Annotated in this window: 19 protein-coding genes; 8 read left to right on the forward strand and 11 right to left on the reverse strand. The window is 35.0% G+C overall.

What is annotated here, in order from left to right; genetic code table 11:
• Nucleotides 1-45: 45 nt before the first annotated feature.
• A complete protein-coding gene (gene msrA, locus Q4500_RS02425) occupies nt 46-753 on the reverse strand; it encodes a peptide-methionine (S)-S-oxide reductase MsrA (protein WP_133686908.1) in 708 nt (235 codons plus the stop codon).
• 101 nt (nt 754-854) lie between these two features.
• Between msrA and Q4500_RS02430 the strand changes: the two genes are divergently transcribed.
• From Q4500_RS02430 to Q4500_RS02440, 3 genes are all read left to right on the forward strand, one after another.
• The gene (locus Q4500_RS02430) at nt 855-1,544 is read left to right on the forward strand and encodes a peptidoglycan DD-metalloendopeptidase family protein (protein WP_303598160.1); all 690 of its coding nucleotides are present in this window, start codon (nt 855-857) and stop codon (nt 1,542-1,544) included.
• Between the two features lie 371 nt (nt 1,545-1,915).
• The gene (locus Q4500_RS02435) at nt 1,916-2,152 is read left to right on the forward strand and encodes a hypothetical protein (RefSeq protein ID WP_303598161.1); all 237 of its coding nucleotides are present in this window, start codon (nt 1,916-1,918) and stop codon (nt 2,150-2,152) included.
• A 440-nt stretch (nt 2,153-2,592) separates the two neighbouring features.
• A complete protein-coding gene (locus Q4500_RS02440) occupies nt 2,593-2,832 on the forward strand; it encodes a hypothetical protein (protein WP_303598162.1) in 240 nt (79 codons plus the stop codon).
• Here Q4500_RS02440 and Q4500_RS02445 read toward each other — a convergent pair.
• Nucleotides 2,829-3,566, reverse strand: coding sequence for an arylesterase (locus tag Q4500_RS02445; RefSeq protein WP_303598163.1), 738 nt, complete (start codon nt 3,564-3,566; stop codon nt 2,829-2,831). The two genes, Q4500_RS02440 and Q4500_RS02445, sit on opposite strands and share 4 nt — an antisense overlap.
• A 62-nt stretch (nt 3,567-3,628) precedes the next feature.
• Between Q4500_RS02445 and Q4500_RS02450 the strand changes: the two genes are divergently transcribed.
• From Q4500_RS02450 to Q4500_RS02470, 5 genes are all read left to right on the forward strand, one after another.
• Nucleotides 3,629-4,318, forward strand: coding sequence for an ABC transporter ATP-binding protein (locus Q4500_RS02450; RefSeq protein ID WP_303598164.1), 690 nt, complete (start codon nt 3,629-3,631; stop codon nt 4,316-4,318).
• A gap of 47 nt (nt 4,319-4,365) precedes the next feature.
• The gene (locus Q4500_RS02455) at nt 4,366-6,867 is read left to right on the forward strand and encodes an ABC transporter permease (protein ID WP_303598253.1); all 2,502 of its coding nucleotides are present in this window, start codon (nt 4,366-4,368) and stop codon (nt 6,865-6,867) included.
• Nucleotides 6,868-6,926: 59 nt separating this feature from the next.
• Nucleotides 6,927-8,570, forward strand: a complete 1,644-nt coding sequence (locus Q4500_RS02460) for an amidohydrolase (RefSeq protein ID WP_303598165.1) — start codon at nt 6,927-6,929, stop codon at nt 8,568-8,570.
• Between the two features lie 110 nt (nt 8,571-8,680).
• On the forward strand, nt 8,681-10,036 hold the full coding sequence (locus Q4500_RS02465; RefSeq protein ID WP_303598166.1) for a DEAD/DEAH box helicase: 1,356 nt from the start codon (nt 8,681-8,683) through the stop codon (nt 10,034-10,036).
• A gap of 274 nt (nt 10,037-10,310) precedes the next feature.
• Nucleotides 10,311-10,565 carry a hypothetical protein gene (locus tag Q4500_RS02470; protein WP_303598167.1) on the forward strand — a complete coding sequence of 85 codons (255 nt, stop codon included), beginning with the start codon at nt 10,311-10,313 and terminating at the stop codon, nt 10,563-10,565.
• Between the two features lie 167 nt (nt 10,566-10,732).
• Here the strand turns inward: Q4500_RS02470 and Q4500_RS02475 are convergent, their stop codons facing one another.
• The 9 genes from Q4500_RS02475 to Q4500_RS02515 form a co-directional block, all read right to left on the reverse strand.
• A complete protein-coding gene (locus tag Q4500_RS02475; RefSeq protein WP_303598254.1) occupies nt 10,733-12,280 on the reverse strand; it encodes an amidohydrolase family protein in 1,548 nt (515 codons plus the stop codon).
• Between the two features lie 79 nt (nt 12,281-12,359).
• Nucleotides 12,360-14,879, reverse strand: a complete 2,520-nt coding sequence (locus tag Q4500_RS02480; protein WP_303598168.1) for a M14 metallopeptidase family protein — start codon at nt 14,877-14,879, stop codon at nt 12,360-12,362.
• 113 nt (nt 14,880-14,992) lie between these two features.
• Nucleotides 14,993-16,213 carry a sensor histidine kinase gene (locus Q4500_RS02485; RefSeq protein ID WP_303598169.1) on the reverse strand — a complete coding sequence of 407 codons (1,221 nt, stop codon included), beginning with the start codon at nt 16,211-16,213 and terminating at the stop codon, nt 14,993-14,995.
• Nucleotides 16,214-16,529: 316 nt separating this feature from the next.
• A complete protein-coding gene (secA, locus tag Q4500_RS02490) occupies nt 16,530-19,889 on the reverse strand; it encodes a preprotein translocase subunit SecA (RefSeq protein WP_303598170.1) in 3,360 nt (1,119 codons plus the stop codon).
• Between the two features lie 216 nt (nt 19,890-20,105).
• Nucleotides 20,106-20,330, reverse strand: a complete 225-nt coding sequence (locus Q4500_RS02495; protein WP_027064442.1) for a DUF2795 domain-containing protein — start codon at nt 20,328-20,330, stop codon at nt 20,106-20,108.
• Between the two features lie 134 nt (nt 20,331-20,464).
• Nucleotides 20,465-21,040 carry a cob(I)yrinic acid a,c-diamide adenosyltransferase gene (locus Q4500_RS02500; protein ID WP_303598171.1) on the reverse strand — a complete coding sequence of 192 codons (576 nt, stop codon included), beginning with the start codon at nt 21,038-21,040 and terminating at the stop codon, nt 20,465-20,467.
• A gap of 79 nt (nt 21,041-21,119) precedes the next feature.
• Nucleotides 21,120-21,266 (reverse strand): hypothetical protein, encoded by a 147-nt coding sequence (locus Q4500_RS02505; RefSeq protein WP_166638546.1) that lies wholly within the window; start codon nt 21,264-21,266, stop codon nt 21,120-21,122.
• A 31-nt stretch (nt 21,267-21,297) separates the two neighbouring features.
• The gene (locus Q4500_RS02510; RefSeq protein ID WP_303598172.1) at nt 21,298-21,792 is read right to left on the reverse strand and encodes a hypothetical protein; all 495 of its coding nucleotides are present in this window, start codon (nt 21,790-21,792) and stop codon (nt 21,298-21,300) included.
• 132 nt (nt 21,793-21,924) lie between these two features.
• The gene (locus Q4500_RS02515; protein ID WP_303598173.1) at nt 21,925-22,185 is read right to left on the reverse strand and encodes a hypothetical protein; all 261 of its coding nucleotides are present in this window, start codon (nt 22,183-22,185) and stop codon (nt 21,925-21,927) included.
• Nucleotides 22,186-22,353 lie beyond the last annotated feature (168 nt).

The raw sequence follows: 22,353 nt of genomic DNA on the forward strand, positions 1-22,353 counted from the left end.
CATCCCGAATGGAATGCTTTTATATAAAAATTTTTGGGAGATCTTTTAATGGGCACTCTTCTTCAGATAATCTCCAAAGTTCTCTTTAAATCTATTTAATCTCGGTATAGAAACGTTTCTTATATATGAGTTGTTAGGATTATTCTTTTCATAATCTTGATGATATGACTCTGCCTTGTAAAATATAGTATAAGGTACGACTTCTGTGGTAATTGGATCATTATCATACACTTTTTTATCTGTAAGTGCCTGAATATAACTTTCAATGATATTCTTTTGCTCATCGTTCTTATAAAAAGCGATGGAGCGATATTGTCTACCACGATCCGGACCCTGTCTATTTAATTGAGTCGGGTCATGAGAACCAAAGAACACTTGAACCAATTGGGTGAATGATATTTCATTCGGGTCATAATATACTTCAACAGCCTCTGCATGATCGGTTTTACCGTAACCTACTTCTTCGTATGTTGGGTTCTTTTGTTCCCCGCCTGCATAGCCAGAAACTACTTCTTTTACACCTTTTACACTCTCAAAAATAGCCTCTACACACCAAAAGCATCCGCTGGCAAAATAGGCGGTTTCGTATTTACTTAATTGTTGCGGACTCAATTTTACTTCTTCCTCAATATCTTCGTGATCCGTTTCTGCCATTTCTGTGTTTTCAGAAATGGTATTTTTCTTGACTTTAGATTGGCAACTGGTCGCAATCAAGGTCGCGCAGGCCAATAAAGTGATTTGTAATAATTTCATAACAATTTTCTTTTAGCAATTTGTAGGTAATTTACAAAGACCTTACGAGGAAAAGGGTTAAAAAATGTTAAGGACATTAATGGATGCTATATTTTTGAGAAATGAATACACTAGCTCTAGCCCTTAAATCTTACTCGACAGAACCTATCTATATATTAGACTCCACTATTTCTTCAGAGGCATATGTGCCTTTAGATCTCTCTAAACATAATGATGATTTGATTGATTTAGACATTACCGATCATGCCGTTTGTCAAACTTATATCGATAGTGTGCTAAAAACTAAACAAGGTGTTATCGCGTACGGCGGATATTTAGAACAAAGAAACTTATATAATGATAAGGAAGGTTTTACCTCTACCAGTAAACCTGTTCGAAATATTCATTTAGGAATTGACTTTTGGTGTGATGCCGGTACTAAAGTAATTGTTCCGTTAGACGGAAAGGTTCATAGTTTTAAAAACAATAATACTATTGGTGATTACGGACCAACCATAATTCTTGAACACGTTTTAAATGATATTACCTTCTATACTTTATATGGTCACTTAGCTATAGATTCATTATCAGGTCTCTATATAGGTAAGATCTTTAAAGTAGGAGATGTTCTCGCAACTTTAGGTACACCCGATATTAATGTAAACTACGCGCCACACCTTCATTTTCAAATTATATACGATTTAGAAGGTAACGAAGGTGATTACCCAGGTGTATGTGCTGAAGGGCAACTATCCTTTTATAAAGAGAACTGCCCTGATCCGAATGTGCTATTAAAGTTAGGAGTAGTTTGATGAGATGAGGTAAAGTACTGAGTAAAGAGTATTAAGTAATTATTCTGAAATTGGAAATATTGAAATTAGAGTATAGACTTTTAACGGTACCATTGTTGGAAACATCAACCAACCATTGAAATCTATATTCTTTACTCTCTTTTCTGTTTTTTGAACTTGAACTTGATTATTTGAGCTTGTACTTTCTCTTCTGGTATCGTTTAAATACATCAATTATCGGTAAGGTGTTTTTAGAGGTGTTGTCGTTTGTCGATGCGATTTCACACTTCATCTGAAGTTGTGTCAAGTAACGAGAATTAGGGGTTTTTCAGCGATTCATCACCTAGTAAAACAAGGTCTGCTGCGTTCTATTATTGTAACAAACGCAAGTCATGAAAACAATAATAGCAACAATCTTCATCATCTTTTTAAGCTTCACTGCTCAAGCACAGAACTCTACTGAAGAAGTAAGGGTTGAAACTATTGAGATGAGCATCGTTACTGAAACAACATATGAAGTAGAAGCTAACACTACTACAGAAGTAGCTAGATTATACAAATTCAAAAACTCTAGAATCAAAAGAGATTTAAACTTTTTAACTAAAGCGAATAAGCCTAAAATGGCTTAGTTTTTTTGACATAAGTATTAGGTATAGAGTATTAAGAAAATGGTCCATATCAGTTATTAGAAAACAGAGGTTAGAGAATTGACTTGATGACAAGTTTTTTCAAGAATAGATTTAGCAAAGCTAATTTGATTTTATTTCTAACAACCATCAGCCCTAATCTATTCTCTCAATTCTATATGCACACTTCTCATTTTTAAACTCCTTACTGTAGTCTCTCCAGCCCATAAAATTATATTTTGTAGGAAAAAACATAATAATTCGATGAACTGCACAAATTAGGGGTCTAGCGGAAGATTATTTTGTAGGAAAAAGGACTACAAAAAGAAGTGATACATCGAAAAGTAAACTTTTCATCGTAAAAACCGTACCTCTTGTCGAATTCGAAATACGTTTACTTACAAGTAAATGGTTATCTATAAACCAAATTTACCTACTTTATTATGCGTACAATTATTTTTTTATTCCTTGTTATCTGTTTGGGAACCAAGTCCCAAGCACAATCGAAGTCACCAGATACGAAAGTACAGACTATTGTTATGCCCATGGCTGATGTAGCAATAAAGTCTGACGTAAACGCTCAGGGTTTTCAAACAGCTGCAAGGTTTTACAAAGTCAAAAATGCACGAGTTAAACAAGCCTTACTTTTTAAAGCAAGAGTACGAACAGTTTATTTCGCCTAGTTTAATTCTTCTATAAGTTCTTCGGTTACCTCTGTTCCCCCTTTAGGTAACACGATAGTTTTTAAAATTTCCCAAACATTTTCGGTTACTATTCGCTGTCCTTCTGCAGTTGGGTGAATCCCATCTTCTAAATTCAATTTCGGAATACCAGCAACACCTTCCAATAAAAACGGAATCAATAGTATATCATTGGATTTTGCCAAGGCAGGATACATCATCTTAAATTGAGATGCATAATCTGCACCCATATTTGGTGGTATTTGCATACCTGCCAATATAATTTGTGTTTCAGGATTTTTTTCTTTGACCATATCGATCATCGATTGTAAATTATTCATCGATTCTGTAATCGGTATACCTCGCAATCCGTCATTTGCGCCTAACTCCAATACAAAAATATCTACGGGCTGATTTAGTACCCAATCCAAACGGTTTAATCCTCCAGAGGTGGTTTCTCCGCTTAATCCGGAGTTGATAACTTTATAATCTAGTCCCAAAGAGTCTAACTTTAATTGAATTCTATTTGGGAACCCTTCCTTGGTATCTAAGCCATAGGCAGCGGTAAGACTGTTTCCGTAGAACAAAATCACTTTGTCATCGGCAGAAATAGCTTCTTTTTCCGGGCTACTAACTTCTTCGGTTTGGGTGTCAGTTTGCTTTTTTTCTGGTGTTTCTCCACATCCAATGAACAACAACACTAATAAAAAATAACGAAAATTTAATACTTTCAACATAGTCTTAACTTATTAGATTCCAAATCATTTGTTTATTTTGTTGTCTTGTACTAAAATGATTTATGACAAAGATATTAAACGTACGTAATCTAAAGAAAACGTATACCAGCGGATCTAAGAATTTGACAGTTATTGATGATATTTCTTTTTCAATTGAAGAAGGTGACACTTTTGCAATAGTTGGTCCGTCTGGTAGTGGAAAAACCACTCTATTAGGACTATGTGCCGGATTAGATGAAATAAACGAAGGAACCATAGAACTATGTGGGGAAGATTTAAGTGTATTAAATGAAGATCAACGTGCACTCTTAAGAAATGAAAAGGTAGGATTCATTTTTCAAGACTTTCAATTGCTACCCACTTTAACGGCTTTAGAAAATGTAAGTGTACCACTAGAATTACAGGGTACTGCCAATGCTTCTAAAGATGCTATGGAACTTTTAAATAAAGTTGGTTTGGGTGATCGTCATGATCATTATCCATCTCAATTATCTGGCGGTGAACAGCAACGAGTTGCTTTGGCAAGAGCGTTTTCTAATAAGCCTTCCATACTTTTTGCCGATGAGCCAACCGGTAATTTAGATGAGGAAACTGGCGAAAAAGTCATCAAATTATTATTTGATCTAAATAAAGAAATGGGCACTACCTTGGTAATTGTTACCCATGATCTAGAATTGGCTAATCTAAATAAACATGTATTACGACTTAAGGGTGGTAAAATAGTAATCAACGAAACCACTTCTATATCTTGAATCAAACACAAAGAACATCAAAAGCATCATTTAATTGGTTATTGAAAATGGCTTGGCGAGATGGCAAAGATAGTGGTAAACGCCTGTCATTGTTCATATCATCTATTGTTTTAGGTATCGCAGCAGTGGTATCTATTCAATCTTTTAGCGATAATCTTAAAGATAATATTGGTTTGCAATCAAAAGCCCTTATGGGGGCAGATTTTCTTATTGATAGCAATCAGCCTGCAAATGAACGTGTAACTGAATTAATGGATTCTTTAGGTGGTTATGATGCTAGAGAGGTCAATTTTGCTTCAATGGCAGCATTCCCAAAAAGTCTAGCTACAAAATTGGTACAGGTACGTGCTATTGAAGGTAATTTTCCTTTTTATGGTGAGCTGGAAACTGAACCTGCCTCAGCAGCAAAAGAATATTTAGAGAAAGGCGGTGCATTGGTTGATGCCACCGCAATGCTTCAATATAATTTAAAACCAGGTGATAGTGTAAAGTTGGGGACAACCACCTTTGTCATTATTGGATCTTTGATCACGGCACCGGGTAGTACAGGTATTGGTGCGACAGCTGCACCACCTATTGTTGTGCCATTTCGTTTTATGGAACAAAGCGGACTATTGCAACGTGGTAGCCGTTTGGGGTACAATTACTATTTCAATAATGATAAGGCAGATTTAGAAGCACTGAGTAAAAATGTAGATCCATTATTAGATGCCGAAAATGCAGATATGGATACCCATACCGATACTAGTGAGCGGTTAGGTCGTAGGTATGAAAATGTAGGTCGATTTTTAAATTTGGTGGCATTTATTGCACTTCTTTTGGGGTGCGTTGGTATTGCTAGCTCTGTTCATATTTATATAAAAGAGAAACTAAAAGCGGTAGCGGTTCTTAAATGTTTGGGTGCCACACGTAAACAAACCTTTTTAATATATCTGATTCAAATTGCAGGAATGGGCTTGTTGGGCGGACTCATTGGCACAGTGATAGGCTTGTTGTTACAACAGACATTTCCGCTTATACTACAAGAGTTTTTACCTTTTCAGGTAGAAATATCTACTTCTTTTCAAGCAATATTTGTCGGCTTATTACTGGGAGTTTGTATGTCGGTTTTATTTGCATTATCGCCATTAGTAAATACATGGTTTGTTTCTCCTTTACAGGTATTACGCGTGCAAGAAGATACGAGTAAAAAGGCTAGACCTTATCAAATATGGGTTGTGGTTGCCATTGTTCTTTTTGTATTGTTATTCGCTTTTTGGTTATTGGGCAGATGGGAGTTCGCATTGAGTTTCGTAGCAGGAATTTTAGTGACATTTTCCATTTTAGCGGGAGTATCAGTTCTATTTATGCGATTGATAAAAAGATACTTCCCAAAATCATGGAGTTTTGCTGCCAGACAAAGTTTGTTGAATTTATTCCGACCGAATAACCAGACCTTAGTATTGATTTTAGCTATTGGGATAGGTACATTTTTAATCAGTACATTATATTTTACAAAAGATTTTCTACTTGCCAAAACCTCGTTCGAAGCGAGTGCTGAGAGTCCGAATTTGATCTTATTCGATGTTCAGACGGATCAACGGGATGCTGTAGCAAATACAATTACGCCAAAGAGACTTCCTGTTATAGATAATATTCCGATTGTAACCATGCGTTTAGAGCGTATAAAAGATCGAGATGTTAATGATATTCGATTAGATACTACCACCCGGATGAACAAATGGATTCTAAACCACGAGTTTAGAACAACGTATAGAGATTCAATGATTGGTTCTGAAAAGTTGTTGGAAGGGGCATGGATACCTTCTGTTGATCCTAATGCCAAAGTAATACCTATTTCATTGTCAGATAATGTGGCAAATGATGCATTAGTAACTATCGGTGATACATTGGTGTTCAATGTTCAAGGGAAACTTATGACTACGGTAGTCGGTAATATTCGCCAAGTAGATTGGGCACGTATGCAACTCAATTTCTCTGTTGTATTCCCTAAAGGAGTATTGGAAAATGCACCTCAGTTTCATGTGATAACCACCAATGCACCAGATAAAAAGTCTTCAGCTGATCTGCAGCGAGAGTTGGTTAAGAAATTCCCCAATGTATCTATAATTGATTTACGACAGGTAGTAACCTTAGTTGAAGACATTTTAGATAAGATTTCATGGGTCATATCTTTTATGGCTTTCTTTAGTATTCTTACCGGTATCATTGTGTTGATAGGATCTGTTCGTAACAGTAAATACCAGCGTATTCGTGAAAGTGTTTTACTAAGAACACTTGGTGCTCAAAGTAAACAAATATTAAAAATTAATGCCTTAGAGTATTTATTTCTTGGTGTTTTAGGAAGCGGAGTAGGAGTGATGCTTTCGTTAATGAGTAGCTTTCTACTCGCATATTTTATTTTCGATACGCCATTTGTGCCTTCATGGGTTCCATTTTTGGTGGTATTGCCAGGTATTACGTTATTGGTTTTAGCTATCGGATTAATGAATAGTAGAGGAGTATTAAATAGTCCGCCATTGCAGGTGTTACGGAAAGAGGGTAATTAATATAGTGTTTTTAGCGGAAATGCGAACAATTGCATTTTTACTTTTCTACCTTTAATATTATGAAAAAGCAACTATTCTTTTTATTGGTGACTACATTATTGGTATGCTCTTGTGGTACTGATAGTGTAAAGGCAGATTTGATAATTACTAATGCCAATATTTGGACAGGTAATACTAATTCTCCAAAAGCCGAGGCTATGGCAATAAAGGCAGATACCATTTTGGCTATTGGCTCTTTAGTTGATATTCAAAAGTTTAAAGGATTAAGTACTGAGATTAAAGATGTAGGAGGAAAATTTATTACACCAGGGTTTATTGATACTCATGTGCACCTGTTAATGGGAGGTAATAGCCTTTTAAGTGTGCAATTAAGAGACGCCAGTACAAAGCAAGAATTTATTGATAGAATTTCCGCCTTTACTAAAGAAATAGAACCGGGTCAATGGATAGTTGAGGGTAATTGGGATCATACCTTGTGGGGAGGTGAATTACCCAATAAAGATTGGATAGATGAATATACGGGTGATAACCCTGTGGCTATTTATAGAATGGACGGTCATATGATTTTAGCCAATTCAGCAGCACTCAAAATTGCAGGTATAGATGAAAATAGTCCCGATGTAGAAAACGGAGAAATTGTTAAAAATCCTGTTGGTACTCCAACCGGTATTCTTAAAAGTGAAGCTATGTATTTAGTTTTAAATGAAATACCAAAGCTTACTGATTCGGAAAAAGAAGAAGCCCTAAGTGCAGCCCAAGATTATTTAGTTTCTCAGGGCGTAACCACCGTACATGATGTAGATAGTTTAGGTGGTTACGAGATTTTAGATAAGATGAATTCTAATAAACAACTGAAGGTGAGAGTGTATGCTGCCGATCCGTTGAAGTATTGGAAAGCAGTTACTAAGGATACAAAAGATTCAAAATGGTTGAAAAATGGTCTCATTAAAGGTTTTGTAGATGGGTCTCTAGGTTCGCATACGGCAGCTTTTGATGAACAGTATTCAGATAAACAAGATGATAAGGGTCTATTTATTGTCGATTTAGATAGTTTAGGTAGCTGGATTTCTAATGCCGATAAAAAGCAATTGCAAATTACCGTTCATGCTATTGGTGATCGAGCAAACAGTACTATTCTAAACATATATGATAGTGTAGTTCAAAATAATGGTAAAAATGAGCGACGATTAAGAATAGAACATGCGCAACATTTGAATGTAGAAGATATCAATAGATTTTCTAAACTAGATGTTATTACCAGCATGCAGCCATATCATGCTATTGATGATGGTAGATGGGCAGAAGAGCTTATCGGACATCAGCGAATTAAAACTACCTATGCTTTTAAGTCTCTATTAGATGCAAATACGACTTTAGTGTTTAGTAGTGATTGGCCTGTGGCACCTGCATCTGCATTATATGGTATGTACGCAGCGGTTACTAGAAGAACCTTAGATGATAACAATCCTGATGGTTGGGTTCCTGAGCAGAAAATTAATGTCGAACAAGCATTAATTGCGTATACAAAAGATGCTGCTTATAGTTCTTTTGACGAAGATGTAAAAGGAACATTAGAACCAGGCAAGTTGGCTGATTTTGTTATTTTGAGCGAAAATGTACTTCAAGTTGAACCAAAAACATTAAAAGATGTGAAAGTCTTGGAGACCTATGTTGGAGGTAAAAGTATGTTCTTATCTAATTAAGATGCTAGTAATTAAGTCATTTTTGACTTAATTACTGATAAATACCTCACTTATCGTGATTTGTCAACTAATCGACATAGCTTTGCGCTTTAATTACAAAAGTAATTGTTATGGCGTTGTTTACCGATTTGAAGATTTCTAGAAATTTAGAGAAAGCCTTGACTGATTTAGGTTTCGAAAATACAACCCCAATTCAAGAGAAAGCTTTCCCTATTGTAATGAGTGGTAGCGATGTTGTTGGTATTGCTCAAACAGGCACCGGTAAAACATTTGCTTATCTGCTTCCTATTTTAAATACGATGAAGTTTTCTAAAGAAATTCATCCAAAGGTTATTATTCTAGTACCTACGCGTGAACTAGTTGTGCAAGTAGTGGAAGAGGCAGAAAAACTAGCTAAATATGCAGGCATTCGTGTGCTGGGTGTATTTGGTGGTAAAAGTATGTTGCGTCAAAAAGAGGCTTTGGCATTAGGTACGGATGTTCTAGTCGCAACGCCAGCGAGATTGTATGATTTGATCTTAACAAAAGCCGTTCAGTTAAAACAAGTAAAGAAACTTGTTATTGATGAGGTCGATGTAATGCTGGACTTAGGCTTCCGGTTTCAGCTGGTAAATATTTTTGAGCTTTTACCACAGAAGAGACAAAATATTATGTTTTCGGCTACGATGACCGATGATATTGAATTGTTTATTACCGATTTTTTTACCGGTGTTCAGAAAATTGCGATCGCAGTTAGTGGAACTCCGCTAGAGAATATTACCCAATACGGGTATGCTACACCTAACTTTTATACCAAAGTAAATTTGTTGGTCAATTTATTGCAAAACGAAGAAACGTACCACAAGGTACTAGTATTTGTTTCAAGCAAGCGTAGTGCCGATTTACTCTTTAAAGAATTGGCAGAATTTTTCAGTGAAGAAATCTGTATTATACACTCCAACAAAACACAGAATTATAGACTACGTTCCATTAATCAATTTGACGAGGGTAAGAATCGTATTTTGGTAACTACCGACGTTATGGCTCGTGGATTAGATTTACAAGAGATATCTCATGTTATAAATTTTGATACTCCGACATACCCTGAAAACTACATGCACCGAATAGGTAGAACGGGTAGGGCAGAGAAAGAGGGGACTTCTATTCTTTTATTTACAGAGAAAGAAGAAGAGGCTAAAGATGCCATAGAAGATTTAATGTCGCATAAAGTCAATTTATTGCCATTACCTAATGATGTGAAAATTGCAACGCAACTTACTTTCGACGAGCAGCCTAAACATAGAGAGCACGAGAATCCTTTAAATATTAATGAAGATGAACGTGGAGCTAGTTTTCACGAAAAGTCTGATAAGAATAAAAAGGAAAATCAAGGAGGTTCGTATAAGCGTATCATTAAAAAGAAATACACAAAATCGAAAACACGCGGCGATAAGAACTACGGTAAACGCGGAAGACACAAAAAGTAAGTTTCATTTACTTCATTTTAATTCATTCTATTTCCTACATATAGGTTAGTCTCTTGGACCCCAATTTCAGAGGTATTTTAAACTTCACATATTTAAATCATCGATTAAATGCATACCGAATCGGTGTGGTGTTTTTAGACCGAAAACCGTTCGTCGACACTTTTTGTCGATTCATCTCAGATTTTTACACTAGCCGAAAATTATAGCAGTTTAGCGAGGTCAAGATGCTTAATCGTATACCTCAAAGTACTTTTACATTGTTCAACATTACGATATGAAAGCACTTGTAACCTTACTAATAATATTCGCTGGCGCATTTGCATTGGCACAAACACCCCAAACAGATGATAAAGTTAACGCTACTGAAGTGGGTATTGTTTTGGTTGATAGCCATGACGATATTAGCAACGAGAAAACGATTACAATTACTGATGAAACGTCAATAGCACGTTTGTACAGATACAAAAATGCTAGGGTTAACAAAGAATTAGCATTTGCTACCAAGAAGTCATACGGTAAGTTGGCATAATCTTTGCTTTATATAGTACGGTGCAATTAAGCACTTTATAAATTTTTAATTATGATGTTACTTTCTATTATAATACCAGCACTTATTGTTATTGCAACTATAGCTTTTACTTCAAAAAACGAAAAAAAAGTACGTCCAATTAAAGTGCCGGTAAACAAACGTAAGTTTTAATTCTTTATTCCAGGTTGCTTAATAGTATAGTTACTTTTAGCTTTAGCTTCATCTACTTGTCTTTTAACATCTGCCAATAATGCTTTGGAATCATAAACGATTCCATCTTTGACGGTATATTTTACGCCACCAACACGAACCACCTCATTATCATCGGTCAGTTTTATAGCTCCCGTACCATAAAGTACTTTGAAATTTTGAAGCGGATTTTCCTCAACAATGACGAAGTCTGCCAATTTGCCTATTGTTACCGAACCTAATTTGTCATCCATTCCTAATGCTTCAGCTCCATTTAAGGTTGCTGATTGTATAATTTCTAAAGGATGAAATCCTGCTTCACGCATAAGTTCTAATTCTCGTATATAAGCAAAGCCGTACAGTTGGAAAATGAATCCAGAATCTGATCCCGTTGTTACTCTACCACCTCTATTTTTATATTCATTGATAAAGGTCATCCAAAGTTTATAATTGTTTCTCCAAGCAACTTCTTGCTCAGTACCCCAATCATGCCAGTAAGAACCGTGTGAAACTTTACTAGGTTGATAGAACTCCCATAAAGAAGGCAATGTATAATCTTCATGCCATTCAGCTCGTCTAGCACGCTGTAAATCTCTACTAGCTTCATAAATATTGAAAGTTGGATCCATCGTAAAATCCAATGCTAATAATTCATTCATAACATTATTCCAATGTTCAGAATAGGGCTCTGCGGCTTGTGCCCATAATTTACCGGCATTCTCAAAACGGTGTTGTTCGTTTTGGTAGTTGTAGTCCAACGGAAAATCTTGAACTGTTCTATCATCAAACAAAGCTTCAGGTAAACCATACCAGTGTTCCATTGAGGTTAGACCTGCTCTGGCTGAATGCAGAACATTCCAACGGGCAACGCTCATTTGTGCATGGTGGCAGGCAGAGCCTAGACCTAATTTTTTATTTTCATTAAGTGCTGCGGCCATAATCGACGGTTCGGCTCCGAAGAACTTAATACCATCTGCTCCCTTTTTTGCATTGGCACGAACCCATTCTCTTGCTTGCTCGGGAGTAGAAATCGGAATATCGTTTAGCGGATTGAATGATTTACTTGTTTGCCCAAATGCAGTGTAGGAGATAATTCGTGGTGCTATGATCTCGTTTTTTTCACTCTTGTGCTTTAGATCTAACGTAAAATCAATACCCCTACCTGCAACTTCGCGAACAGTGGTAACACCATGTGCCATCCAAAGTTTAAATACATAATCTGGATCTGCGCCTTGGGCATCTCCACCAATATGCGTGTGCATATCTATAAAGCCCGGCATTAAATACATACCAGTGCAGTCTAATTCTTTACCACCCGCCTTTAATTGCGGTCTTTTTGAGTCATCAATGGCAACCCCAGGATAACCCACAACTGAAATTTCTTTAATAATATTATTCTCAACTACAATATCAATGGGCCCTTGTGGTGGTGCTCCATTACCGTTAATGAGCATAACGCCCCTAATTATTAATTGTAAATGTGGACCATCGCCTTGTAGTGATTGAGATAATAAAGGGGTTGTCATTAAAAAGGCAATCCCTAATATTAATACTGTTTTTATTTTTATCATTTTGCCGTATGAATTAATTATTAGTGAATTGATGTTAATCTTCAGAAGGTACTTTTATCTTGTCTCCAAGAAAAAGTGCATTTAAAAACAATCTATTGGTACCATACCATGATCCTCTAAAATTGGGATTGTCTGCAAAAAGAACTACTCTTCCACTACCTAATTTACTGACGATAAGAGATGCTGAATTTAATATGTTTTCTTGCATATTCTTCTCGGTTATAAATCCATCTATATGCGGTTTTTTGGCATATTTTGCTATTGTGGCATATGAATTTTTACTTGGTGCCAGCCATACCGAATTATTTTTATAAACAGGTATGTTGCTATCTCTATATCCATAAGCTAGTGGGTGGGTAATATCTAAATCAACTTTTAAAATGACCCCGCCAAGACTTCCTTTACCAATATTTTCGCGAGCATCTCCGTATGGTTTTCTTACAGCAAGTTCGGTTGAATCTTTTTCAGTTTTGATGAGTTTTTCCTTTACTAACTTTTTCTCAATTGCCCATTTACTTGCTGTACCTATGGTTATAAGGGTATTACCCTTATTAGTCCAATCTTTAATTTTGGACATTTGCTTTTCAGTAAGGTTATATTTTCCAGAAACCATAACCAAGGTGTTGTACTTGTCTAAACTTACCTTGTTAAAATTGCGCATTGGTATTTTAGTGATAGGCATATGAACACGAGTATCTAGCAAATGCCAAACCTCTCCTGCTTCATAAGAACTTACACCATCTCCAATCAGCATTACGGCCTTTGTTTTTTTGATTGGCGAAATATTGCCACTTCCTAAATCGACTCCTTCTAAACTAAGTCCAGAATCTACAGCGTAAATGGGTACATCAAATTTTTCTTGCGCTTCTTTAATGCTTTTATAAACTGCAGCAGCATCTTCTTTTTGGAGGCTTACAGGAACTAATACTGCACCATAATTGAACTTTTTGGTATCCTTTTTAGTTTTTATACTAAACAGCTTTGCAGCAGAAGATGCAACGATACCTTTTTTCTGTAAATAGACAAGTGCGGCAGGTGCATTGTAATCATCCCAATCCATTACATAGGCATACTCAGATTTTTGAACGGGACTTATTGAAATCAAATTTTCTGTTTCAGTAATTTTATCGCCAAGGTTAAGTGTGTTTGTCGACTTGTACTTCATATTATAAAAGTTGGCTACCGACCATGCCGAAGCATCATAATAAACACTATCTCTATATTTTTCATACGTTTCAAACATAGTCTGTACCATTCTGTATTGCGGCTGTTGTGTAGGTACTGTAAATACATCTCCAGAACGATAAACATCTATCTTATGTAGCAATAACTTATCTATGAATGCCCTTGTTCTGTTTTTGTCATGAACATCTCCAAAAGTATAGCCCTTAACTTTACTTTTAGCAGCATTGGTTAAGGCACTCTTAAAGAATCTCTGCTGATACTTGCGCATATATTCTTTATTGTTCACTGCTGTTTTTACAGTTGTAATACCAGAGACATATTGGTTTCTAATGGTAAAAGCAAATGTAATTTCTCCAAATGCTGTAGTTTGTTTATGTCCTCTAGAACTGGCTTGTTCAAATAACAATCCAAGACCACCTTGAAGGTCTGGATATGAAGATCCATACCCTGGATAGGTACCGTCAAATACTTCTTTTGTAAAATATAGTGATCCAATACTATCTAAACTTTTAGAAAATTCGTTTCCAAATAGCGTATTCAAATCTTCGTAATTCTCTTTTGGCATTATAGGGTCATACGAGGCATTTGTTTTCATAGGTTCAAAAAAATAGGTGCTTCGCGTACCCATTTCATGAAAATCTGTAATTACGTTTGGATACCAGTTATGGTACCAGTTTAATTTTCCTCTACTCTCTGGATTTATTGCTAATAACCAATCTCGGTTTAAGTCAAACCAATAGTGGTTTGTTCTTCCCATTGGCCAGTACTCATTATGTTCAACATCTTGTGGATCCGCAACTTCAGGACTTCCTTGGTATGTGTTAGCCCATTGTGTGTGCCTGTCCCGACCATCAGGATTAATGGTTGGGTCAATAAAGATTACAGCGTTTTTTAAATAATTTAATATTTCAGGATTTTCTGAAGCGGCAAATGTATATGCTGTAAGCAATGCGGCTTCTGAACTAGAAGGTTCATTACCATGCACGTTGTATGCTAGATTAATGAAGATGGGAACTTCATTATAATTGGTCACTGACTTTGTAGGATTTGTAAAAGCTAAATGATCTTCTTGTAGTTGATCCAAGTTGCTTAGATTTTCTGGCGTAGTTAGGGTTAACATAACCAGTTTGCGTCCCTCATGCGTTCTACCGTACTCTGCTATAGATGCTCTGTCTGAAACTTCTGCTATTTTTTCAAGGTATGCAACAATAAGGTCATGTCTTGTATGGTGTTCACCTATACCGTAACCTAAGAATGCCTCGGGAGTTGGTATTTCGGAATTGAAAGGTTGAAACTTTTGGTAGAAATAATCTTGTGCTGAAATGGTACTGCCATAAAGGAATACCAATAGTAGTAATTTTTTGATCATTAAGCGTGGTTTGAATGTTAGTCGCTTAAATATAGGTATTACTATAAAGATTAGCTAGCATTACTATGCTTCGCTTTTATTATTATGATAGTGATAAAAATTGATTAATTAATTTAAACTGTCGGAGATAATTGTTGCTTTATTTCTTGAAACTGTATAATGTAGTTAGTTCCTTTTTTAGCATCATCACGTTGTATTGTTCCTCTTAATTGTCTGGTAAGATTATGTATTAATTTTAAACCTAAAGATTTAGTGTTTTTGTAATTAGTGGTTTCTGGAAAGCCGATTCCATTATCGCCAATCTCTAAAATATAGCAATTTTCTTGCTCCAGATCTTTTTGTAACTTAATACTGATTGCTCCTTCTTTATCACTTTCAATGCCATATTTTAAGGCATTGGTCAAAGTTTCATTAATTAAGAGACCTAATGGGATTGCGGTATCTATGCCTAATTTTATATCAGGAATATCAATTATTAAATCTACGTTATTATCATTCCCTTTTATGGAACGAATTAAATATTCGCCTAAATCTTGTACGTAAGATTTGTATTCAATGTGGCTTATATCATTACGCATATATAGCATTTCATGTACCATAGCCATGGCGATTACTCTATTTTGAGTACTCTTTAAAAGCCCTTTCATTGGTCCTGTCTCTATATTTCTAGATTGTAGGCTTAATAAGCTAGAAACGGTTTGTAGATTGTTTTTTACCCTATGATGTACTTCTTTTAATAGATTTTCTTTTTCATGCACTTGATTTGACAATTCTTTTTTTGAACTGTACATGGCATTATAGGTTTTTAGAAGTGTTTTACCTAAGATGTTTCCTAATATGAATACAGCAAACAGTATCGATACAAGACTAAATACTGAACTTGATTCTTTTGGAACTAAATTTTCTGTAATACGTAATTCAGGTATGGACTGTGTAAAAACTAAAAGGATTAGTACAGTTATTATATTAAAATATACCCTGCCGTACTTAGTGCTATTTATGAATCCGCCAAAGGCGATTAACGGAATCATGAATATAAACGGACTATTAATTCCGCCACTATAAACGGTTACTATTACAGCGGTAATTAAACCTATGATAGATGAAAAATTAAAAGTTGGAACTATGTTTTTATGAACTTTGAAATATAAAAGATTTATAATATTCAAAACAGCAAAGCCAACAAGTAAAAAAGGTATTACTTGGGTTATGTTCAATATGAAATAGCATAAAGCTCCAAAAAAGATGGAGATAATGCTAGTGGTATAATTTACCCTTAAGAAAAGTTTGGTTTTATCCTGAAGACGTTCTTTGTCAATGGTAAATCCGGGCATAGATATTATTTAGGTACTATAAAATATACGAATTACGTAATGTAAATCTAATTATGTTTTTATCATTATACTAGTATTTTCTGCTTTAGTATGATAAAAGCAATTATTATTTTTCTGAATTACATATTTTTTTTTACCTAAATAATGGTTAAAAATATTAAATCAATTGTTAATTAGGTAATTCAGTAAATAATCTTGTAAATAGGATTCAATTATTAATAGTTTTCTATAAGGTTTATTTATAGCTGGTTAGCATCAGAAAACAAAAAAGGCACCCGATTGGATGCCTTTTTAAAACTTATAATTTCTATATAACTTAATCTTGAGTCAACACCCACGAACCATTTTGTAAAAGTGGCTCAGCTTGTTTGAACTTTACCGTCTTACTCTCACCGCTCATTACATTTTTAATGGTTACGCGTTCGTTTCGACCAATTTTTGGTTGTTCTCTAGTAATGGTTTCGGTAACCGCAGGTCGTTCTGCCTGATTTTGACTAACCGCTCTACTTCGTGCCGCTAATTCATCACTATTAGGAATTTCCTCTTTTGACGTTTGTAAATTCTCTTTACGTTGAACGTTTCTTTCCTCTTGAATAGCATTAGGGTTTTCAGAAGGTAATTCACCTTTAAATAAGAAAGAGACAACATCTTTATTAACTTGTTCGATCATCGACTTAAAAAGTTCAAATGCTTCGAACTTATAAATTAATAGAGGATCTTTTTGTTCGTGAACAGCTAATTGTACCGATTGCTTCAACTCATCCATTTTACGAAGATGTGTTTTCCACGAATCATCTATAATAGCCAATGAGATATTTTTTTCAAAGTCGGTAACCAATTGCTTACCGTTACTGTCATATGCTTCTTGAAGGTTAGTTACTACATTTAAGCTTTTAATTCCGTCAGTAAAAGGAACTACGATACGCTCAAAGTTATTGGCATTATCTTCATGTACCTTTTTTATTACTGGGAAAGCCGCTGCAGCATTACGCTCCATTTTATTATTATAATACTCGTATGCAGCCTTATAAATTTTACCGGTAATTTCTTGAGCTGTCATTTTACCAAACTCAGCTTCATCTACAGGTGATGTAATTGAGAAGTATTTGATCAATTCAAATTCTAAATTCTTAAAATCACTTGCAGCTTTATTGCTTTCTACGATGACCTCACAGGTATCATAGACCATATTGGCAATATCAAGCTTTAAACGCTCGCCTTGTAATGCATGACGTCTTCTTTTATACACAACTTCACGTTGCGCGTTCATTACATCATCATATTCTAAAAGACGTTTACGTACACCGAAGTTGTTTTCTTCCACTTTTTTCTGAGCACGCTCAATAGATTTGGTCATCATGCTATGCTGAATGACTTCACCATCTTCTAAGCCCATTTTATCCATCATCTTAGCAACCCTATCAGAACCGAATAAACGCATTAGGTTATCTTCTAACGAAACATAGAATTGAGAGCTTCCTGGATCTCCTTGACGACCAGAACGACCTCTTAACTGTCTATCTACACGACGAGAATCATGTCTTTCTGTACCTATAATTGCTAGTCCGCCTGCTTTCTTAACAGCATCAGACAACTTAATATCGGTACCACGACCAGCCATGTTAGTTGCAATAGTTACAATACCTGCGTTACCAGCTTCAGCAACTACATCTGCTTCTTTCTTGTGAAGTTTCGCGTTCAGTACATTATGAGGTACTTTACGAACACTCAATAATTTAGATAGCAATTCTGATATTTCTACCGAGGTTGTACCAATCAATACAGGTCTACCTGATTGACTTATTTTGGTTACTTCCTCAATAATTGCATTGTATTTTTCTCTTTTCGTTTTGTAGATAAGATCATTTTTATCTGCTCTAGCAATAGGTCTGTTGGTCGGAATTTCCATTACATCTAACTTGTAGATTTCCCAGAATTCGCCAGCTTCGGTAACAGCAGTACCTGTCATACCAGCAAGTTTGCTGTACATTCTAAAGTAGTTCTGTAATGTAACCGTTGCAAAAGTTTGTGTTAATGCTTCGATCTTTACATTCTCTTTTGCTTCAATTGCTTGGTGTAAACCGTCAGAGTATCTACGACCGTCCATAATACGACCGGTCTGCTCATCAACAATCATAACCTTGTTTTCCATTACCACATATTCCGTATCCTTTTCGAATAGGGTATAAGCCTTTAATAATTGGCTCATGGTATGTATACGTTCACTTTTAATAGTGAAATCTTTAAAAAGCTCTTCTTTAAGTTCAGCTTCTTTTTCAATTTCAAGATTTTGATTTTCAATTTTGGCAATCTCTCCACCAATATCTGGCATCACGAAGAAATCTTTATCGTTTTCTCCAGAAATATAATTAACTCCTTTGTCGGTCAATTCTATTTGGTTGTTCTTTTCGTCGATTACAAACAACAAATCTTCATCAACAACTGGCATTTCCCTGTTGTTGTCTTGCATGTAATAATTCTCTGTTTTTTGAAGCAATTGTTTTACTCCCTCTTCACTTAAGAATTTTATTAATGCTTTATTTTTAGGTAACCCACGGTATACGCGAAGTAAAAGGAAACCACCTTCTTTTGTATCACCTTCTACGATTAATTTTTTGGCTTCTGCCAAAACACCAGTTAAATGTTGACGTTGCTTTCTTACAATTTCGTCAACCTTTGGTTTTAGTTCATTAAATTCATGACGATCACCTTCAGGTACTGGACCAGATATAATCAATGGTGTACGAGCATCATCGACCAAAACTGAATCAACCTCATCTACCATGGCATAATTATGTGGGCGTTGTACCAAATCTTTTGGTGTATGCGCCATATTATCTCTCAGGTAGTCGAATCCGAATTCATTATTGGTTCCGTAGGTGATATCGGCATTGTAGGCAGCACGTCTACCATCAGAATTTGGTCTGTGGTAATCGATACAATCTACAGATAGCCCATGAAATTGAAATATAGGTGCCATCCAAGCACTATCCCTTTTTGCTAAATAATCATTAACGGTTACTAAATGTGCACCATTACCGCTTAAAGCATTTAAATATAAAGGTAGGGTAGCAACAAGGGTTTTACCTTCACCAGTATGCATCTCTGCAATTTTACCTTGGTGCATGGCAATACCACCAATAAGTTGTACATCATAATGTACCATATCCCAAGTAACCTCTTTACCTGCGGCATCCCAAGAGTTTTTCCAAATAGCATTGGCACCTTCAAGAGTGACATATTCTTTAGAACCTGACAAGGTTCTGTCATATTCAGAAGCTGTCACTTCTAAAGTTTCATTATTTGCAAAACGCTTTGCAGTTTCCTTCACAACAGCAAAAGCTTCAGGAAGTATGTTATTTAAGGTCTCTTCAGAAATGGTATAAGATTCTTCTTTTAATCTATCTATTTCTGTGTAAAGATCTTCGTTTTTGTCAATATCGGTAGAGTTTTTAACCTCTTCTTCTAAAGCACTTATTTGATCTGTTTTCTCTTTGATAGATTCTTGAATAGCCTTCTTGAACTCTATTGTTTTCTGCCTAAGTTTATCATGACTAAGGGATTCTAACTTCGATTCGAATGACTTTATTTGGTCTACTAAAGGCTGTAATTCCTTTACATCTTTCTGTGATTTGTCACCAACGAATGCCTTTAGGATGGAATTAATGAAACTCATATATTTTAAACTATTAGAATTGAAGCTTTTCTGACTATTATTCTAGTAAGAATAGCTTTCAAAATATTTTATATTCGACAATTATAATCGATGCTATTTAAGAGCAAAAGGTATTCCAGTCTTGATATTTGGACAGTTTAACCTAATAACCTGCCAAAATTACATAAAAAAAAAGCCTCCGAAGAGACTTTTTTGTAGTTATTATGATATCGAATATTAATATTCGTCCTCGTTCCAGAGGTAGTCTTCTTCCGTTGGATAGTCAGGCCAGATCTCTTCGATAGATTCATATATTTCGCCACCTTCTTCTTCCATAGATTGTAAATTTTCTACGACTTCAAGAGGGGCTCCAGTTCTGATGGAGTAATCTATTAACTCATCTTTACTTGCCGGCCAAGGTGCATCACTTAAATAAGATGCTAATTCTAATGTCCAATACATAGTAATTATTTAATTTTAATTTTTTGCAAAAGTAATTTTTAAATTGAGACAGCAAAGAAATTAATAATAAATTTCATATTTATCTCGTACTTTTTTTGCATTTGTTTATTGATAACGAATAAATTACAGAATTATTAGTCCTTTTTTTTAGGAATCCATTTTATTTCATCCGCCTGTAAATCATAAGACAATTTTCGTGCCAATACAAAAAGATAATCTGAAAGCCTATTTATAAAAGATAACACATTTTTGTCAAATGGCTCAGTTTGAAATAATAAAGTTGAAATTCGTTCGGCTCTTCTACAAACAGTACGGGCAATATGACAGTATGACACTGTTGCATGACCACCTGGAAGAATAAAATGGGTCATAGGCGGTAATTCGCTATCCATTTCATCTATAACCTGTTCTAAAAAATTAATTTCAGTAGTACCTACCTTTGTTATTTTTAATCGCTCTTGACCATTTTTGAGTATTTCTTTTTCTGGATCTGTAGCTAAAATAGCGCCTACAGCAAATAAATGCTCTTGAATGGATGTAAGTTGTTGCTTGTAAATAGGGGAGATGTCTTGATCTCTAATAAGACCTAGCCACGAATTCAATTCATCGACCGTACCATAGCTATCAATACGAATATGATGTTTAGGTACACGTGTTCCTCCAAAAAGTCCGGTAGTGCCGTCATCTCCTGTTTTGGTATATATTTTCATTTTATAAATTGTAGAAAGTAATGATGTAGGTTATTTAATAATAAATAGTGAGAATTATTACAGTGAAAACTTTGAACAATTAATTCTCTTTCTTGTCTTTACGTTCATAATCTCCCATGAACTTTCTTGATTTTCGCTCGCTAGATTTACCTTTACTAGTAATGCGAATGGCTAAGTAAATAGCGAAAACAACACCCAGGGTAATATAAATAGTATTACTGCTCATTAAAAATTTGCTTTAGTCTAAAATTACTGGTTTATATCCGTATTTTAAAATGTTCCTTTACTTGTTCTTTCCTAAAAAATAGGGCTCCGCAATAAAACATATCTATAGAAACACGAACGTGCTTTAATTCTGTAAGATGTTTCCAGGTTTTAAAGTTTTTTTTACTGGTGTGTATACCATCTAAGAATAGCATGCAATCATTAGATAAATTGTTGATATCTAAATTGGTGTCGCTAAGGTCAGATATGTTGTAAACGATAATGTCGGCATTATTTTCTGTAATTGAAATAGTTGGGAAATGTTGTTTTATTTTTTCTTCGGATGTTTTATAATCTCCTATTAAACATATAGAATCGTATTTAAAATAGGTAATACTTTTAACAAGCACCTTTAGGGTTGTCGGAAGCTTAAGTTGCTTTTTCTTGTAAAGGCATTTGGTAATGTAATCATAAACAAAAGGTGAATGAACCCCATGTTGATTGGTAGAAGTAAGTATAAATTTAATGAAGGATATAAAACGGAACACGATTTACTTTTTCAATGGATTTAAAAAGTAAAGATAGTGGTTGAACTTAGAATTGTAATGAATTAAAAAGTAGGTTTTGGAAAGAAATGGGGTAGGTATAGATTTGGGGCGAAAAGGATATTTAAAATTGTATTAAGAAAGTTTAGCGTTGTTCACTTTTGTTGTGAATTCTAAAGCCTTTATTACTCTGTTGTTTTTATTCTTGTATAATCTTGCAACTTCCATTATGTTTTCAGTTTCTATTGTTGGAACAGTAATATAATTACTTTGAATTGTTTGAACCATCTCTACTTGTAAAGTTTCGATTTCTAAAGAAACATTCTCGTTGTTAGCTTGCGCTTGTACTAAGAAAGTAGAGAAGAAAAGAGCGGTTAAAAGAATAATTGATTTCATAATATTTGTTTTACACTGCTAAAGTACAGGGATGAACAAACATATTTTACCGCTCGTCGTTGGGCGTCATTTATCTATAGACGAATGGTAATTTAGATTCGGTTATTAAATTCAAAGGAGGTAAAATAGGAGGCGGACCGAGAATTTAATAGTGCGCTCAATAAGTGT

Origin of the sequence: Maribacter sp. 1_MG-2023, from assembly GCF_030547005.1 — a bacterium.
Classification (GTDB): Bacteria; Bacteroidota; Bacteroidia; order Flavobacteriales; family Flavobacteriaceae; genus Maribacter.

Bases quoted from the DNA above. Each gene is read 5' to 3' on its own strand.
- msrA (WP_133686908.1), bottom strand. From the start codon at position 753: ATGAAATTATTACAAATCACTTTATTGGCCTGCGCGACCTTGATTGCG.
- Q4500_RS02430 (WP_303598160.1), top strand. From the start codon at position 855: ATGAATACACTAGCTCTAGCCCTTAAATCTTACTCGACAGAACCTATC.
- Q4500_RS02435 (WP_303598161.1), top strand. From the start codon at position 1,916: ATGAAAACAATAATAGCAACAATCTTCATCATCTTTTTAAGCTTCACT.
- Q4500_RS02440 (WP_303598162.1), top strand. From the start codon at position 2,593: ATGCGTACAATTATTTTTTTATTCCTTGTTATCTGTTTGGGAACCAAG.
- Q4500_RS02445 (WP_303598163.1), bottom strand. From the start codon at position 3,566: ATGTTGAAAGTATTAAATTTTCGTTATTTTTTATTAGTGTTGTTGTTC.
- Q4500_RS02450 (WP_303598164.1), top strand. From the start codon at position 3,629: ATGACAAAGATATTAAACGTACGTAATCTAAAGAAAACGTATACCAGC.
- Q4500_RS02455 (WP_303598253.1), top strand. From the start codon at position 4,366: ATGGCTTGGCGAGATGGCAAAGATAGTGGTAAACGCCTGTCATTGTTC.
- Q4500_RS02460 (WP_303598165.1), top strand. From the start codon at position 6,927: ATGAAAAAGCAACTATTCTTTTTATTGGTGACTACATTATTGGTATGC.
- Q4500_RS02465 (WP_303598166.1), top strand. From the start codon at position 8,681: ATGGCGTTGTTTACCGATTTGAAGATTTCTAGAAATTTAGAGAAAGCC.
- Q4500_RS02470 (WP_303598167.1), top strand. From the start codon at position 10,311: ATGAAAGCACTTGTAACCTTACTAATAATATTCGCTGGCGCATTTGCA.
- Q4500_RS02475 (WP_303598254.1), bottom strand. From the start codon at position 12,280: ATGACAACCCCTTTATTATCTCAATCACTACAAGGCGATGGTCCACAT.
- Q4500_RS02480 (WP_303598168.1), bottom strand. From the start codon at position 14,879: ATGATCAAAAAATTACTACTATTGGTATTCCTTTATGGCAGTACCATT.
- Q4500_RS02485 (WP_303598169.1), bottom strand. From the start codon at position 16,213: ATGCCCGGATTTACCATTGACAAAGAACGTCTTCAGGATAAAACCAAA.
- secA (WP_303598170.1), bottom strand. From the start codon at position 19,889: ATGAGTTTCATTAATTCCATCCTAAAGGCATTCGTTGGTGACAAATCA.
- Q4500_RS02495 (WP_027064442.1), bottom strand. From the start codon at position 20,330: ATGTATTGGACATTAGAATTAGCATCTTATTTAAGTGATGCACCTTGG.
- Q4500_RS02500 (WP_303598171.1), bottom strand. From the start codon at position 21,040: ATGAAAATATATACCAAAACAGGAGATGACGGCACTACCGGACTTTTT.
- Q4500_RS02505 (WP_166638546.1), bottom strand. From the start codon at position 21,266: ATGAGCAGTAATACTATTTATATTACCCTGGGTGTTGTTTTCGCTATT.
- Q4500_RS02515 (WP_303598173.1), bottom strand. From the start codon at position 22,185: ATGAAATCAATTATTCTTTTAACCGCTCTTTTCTTCTCTACTTTCTTA.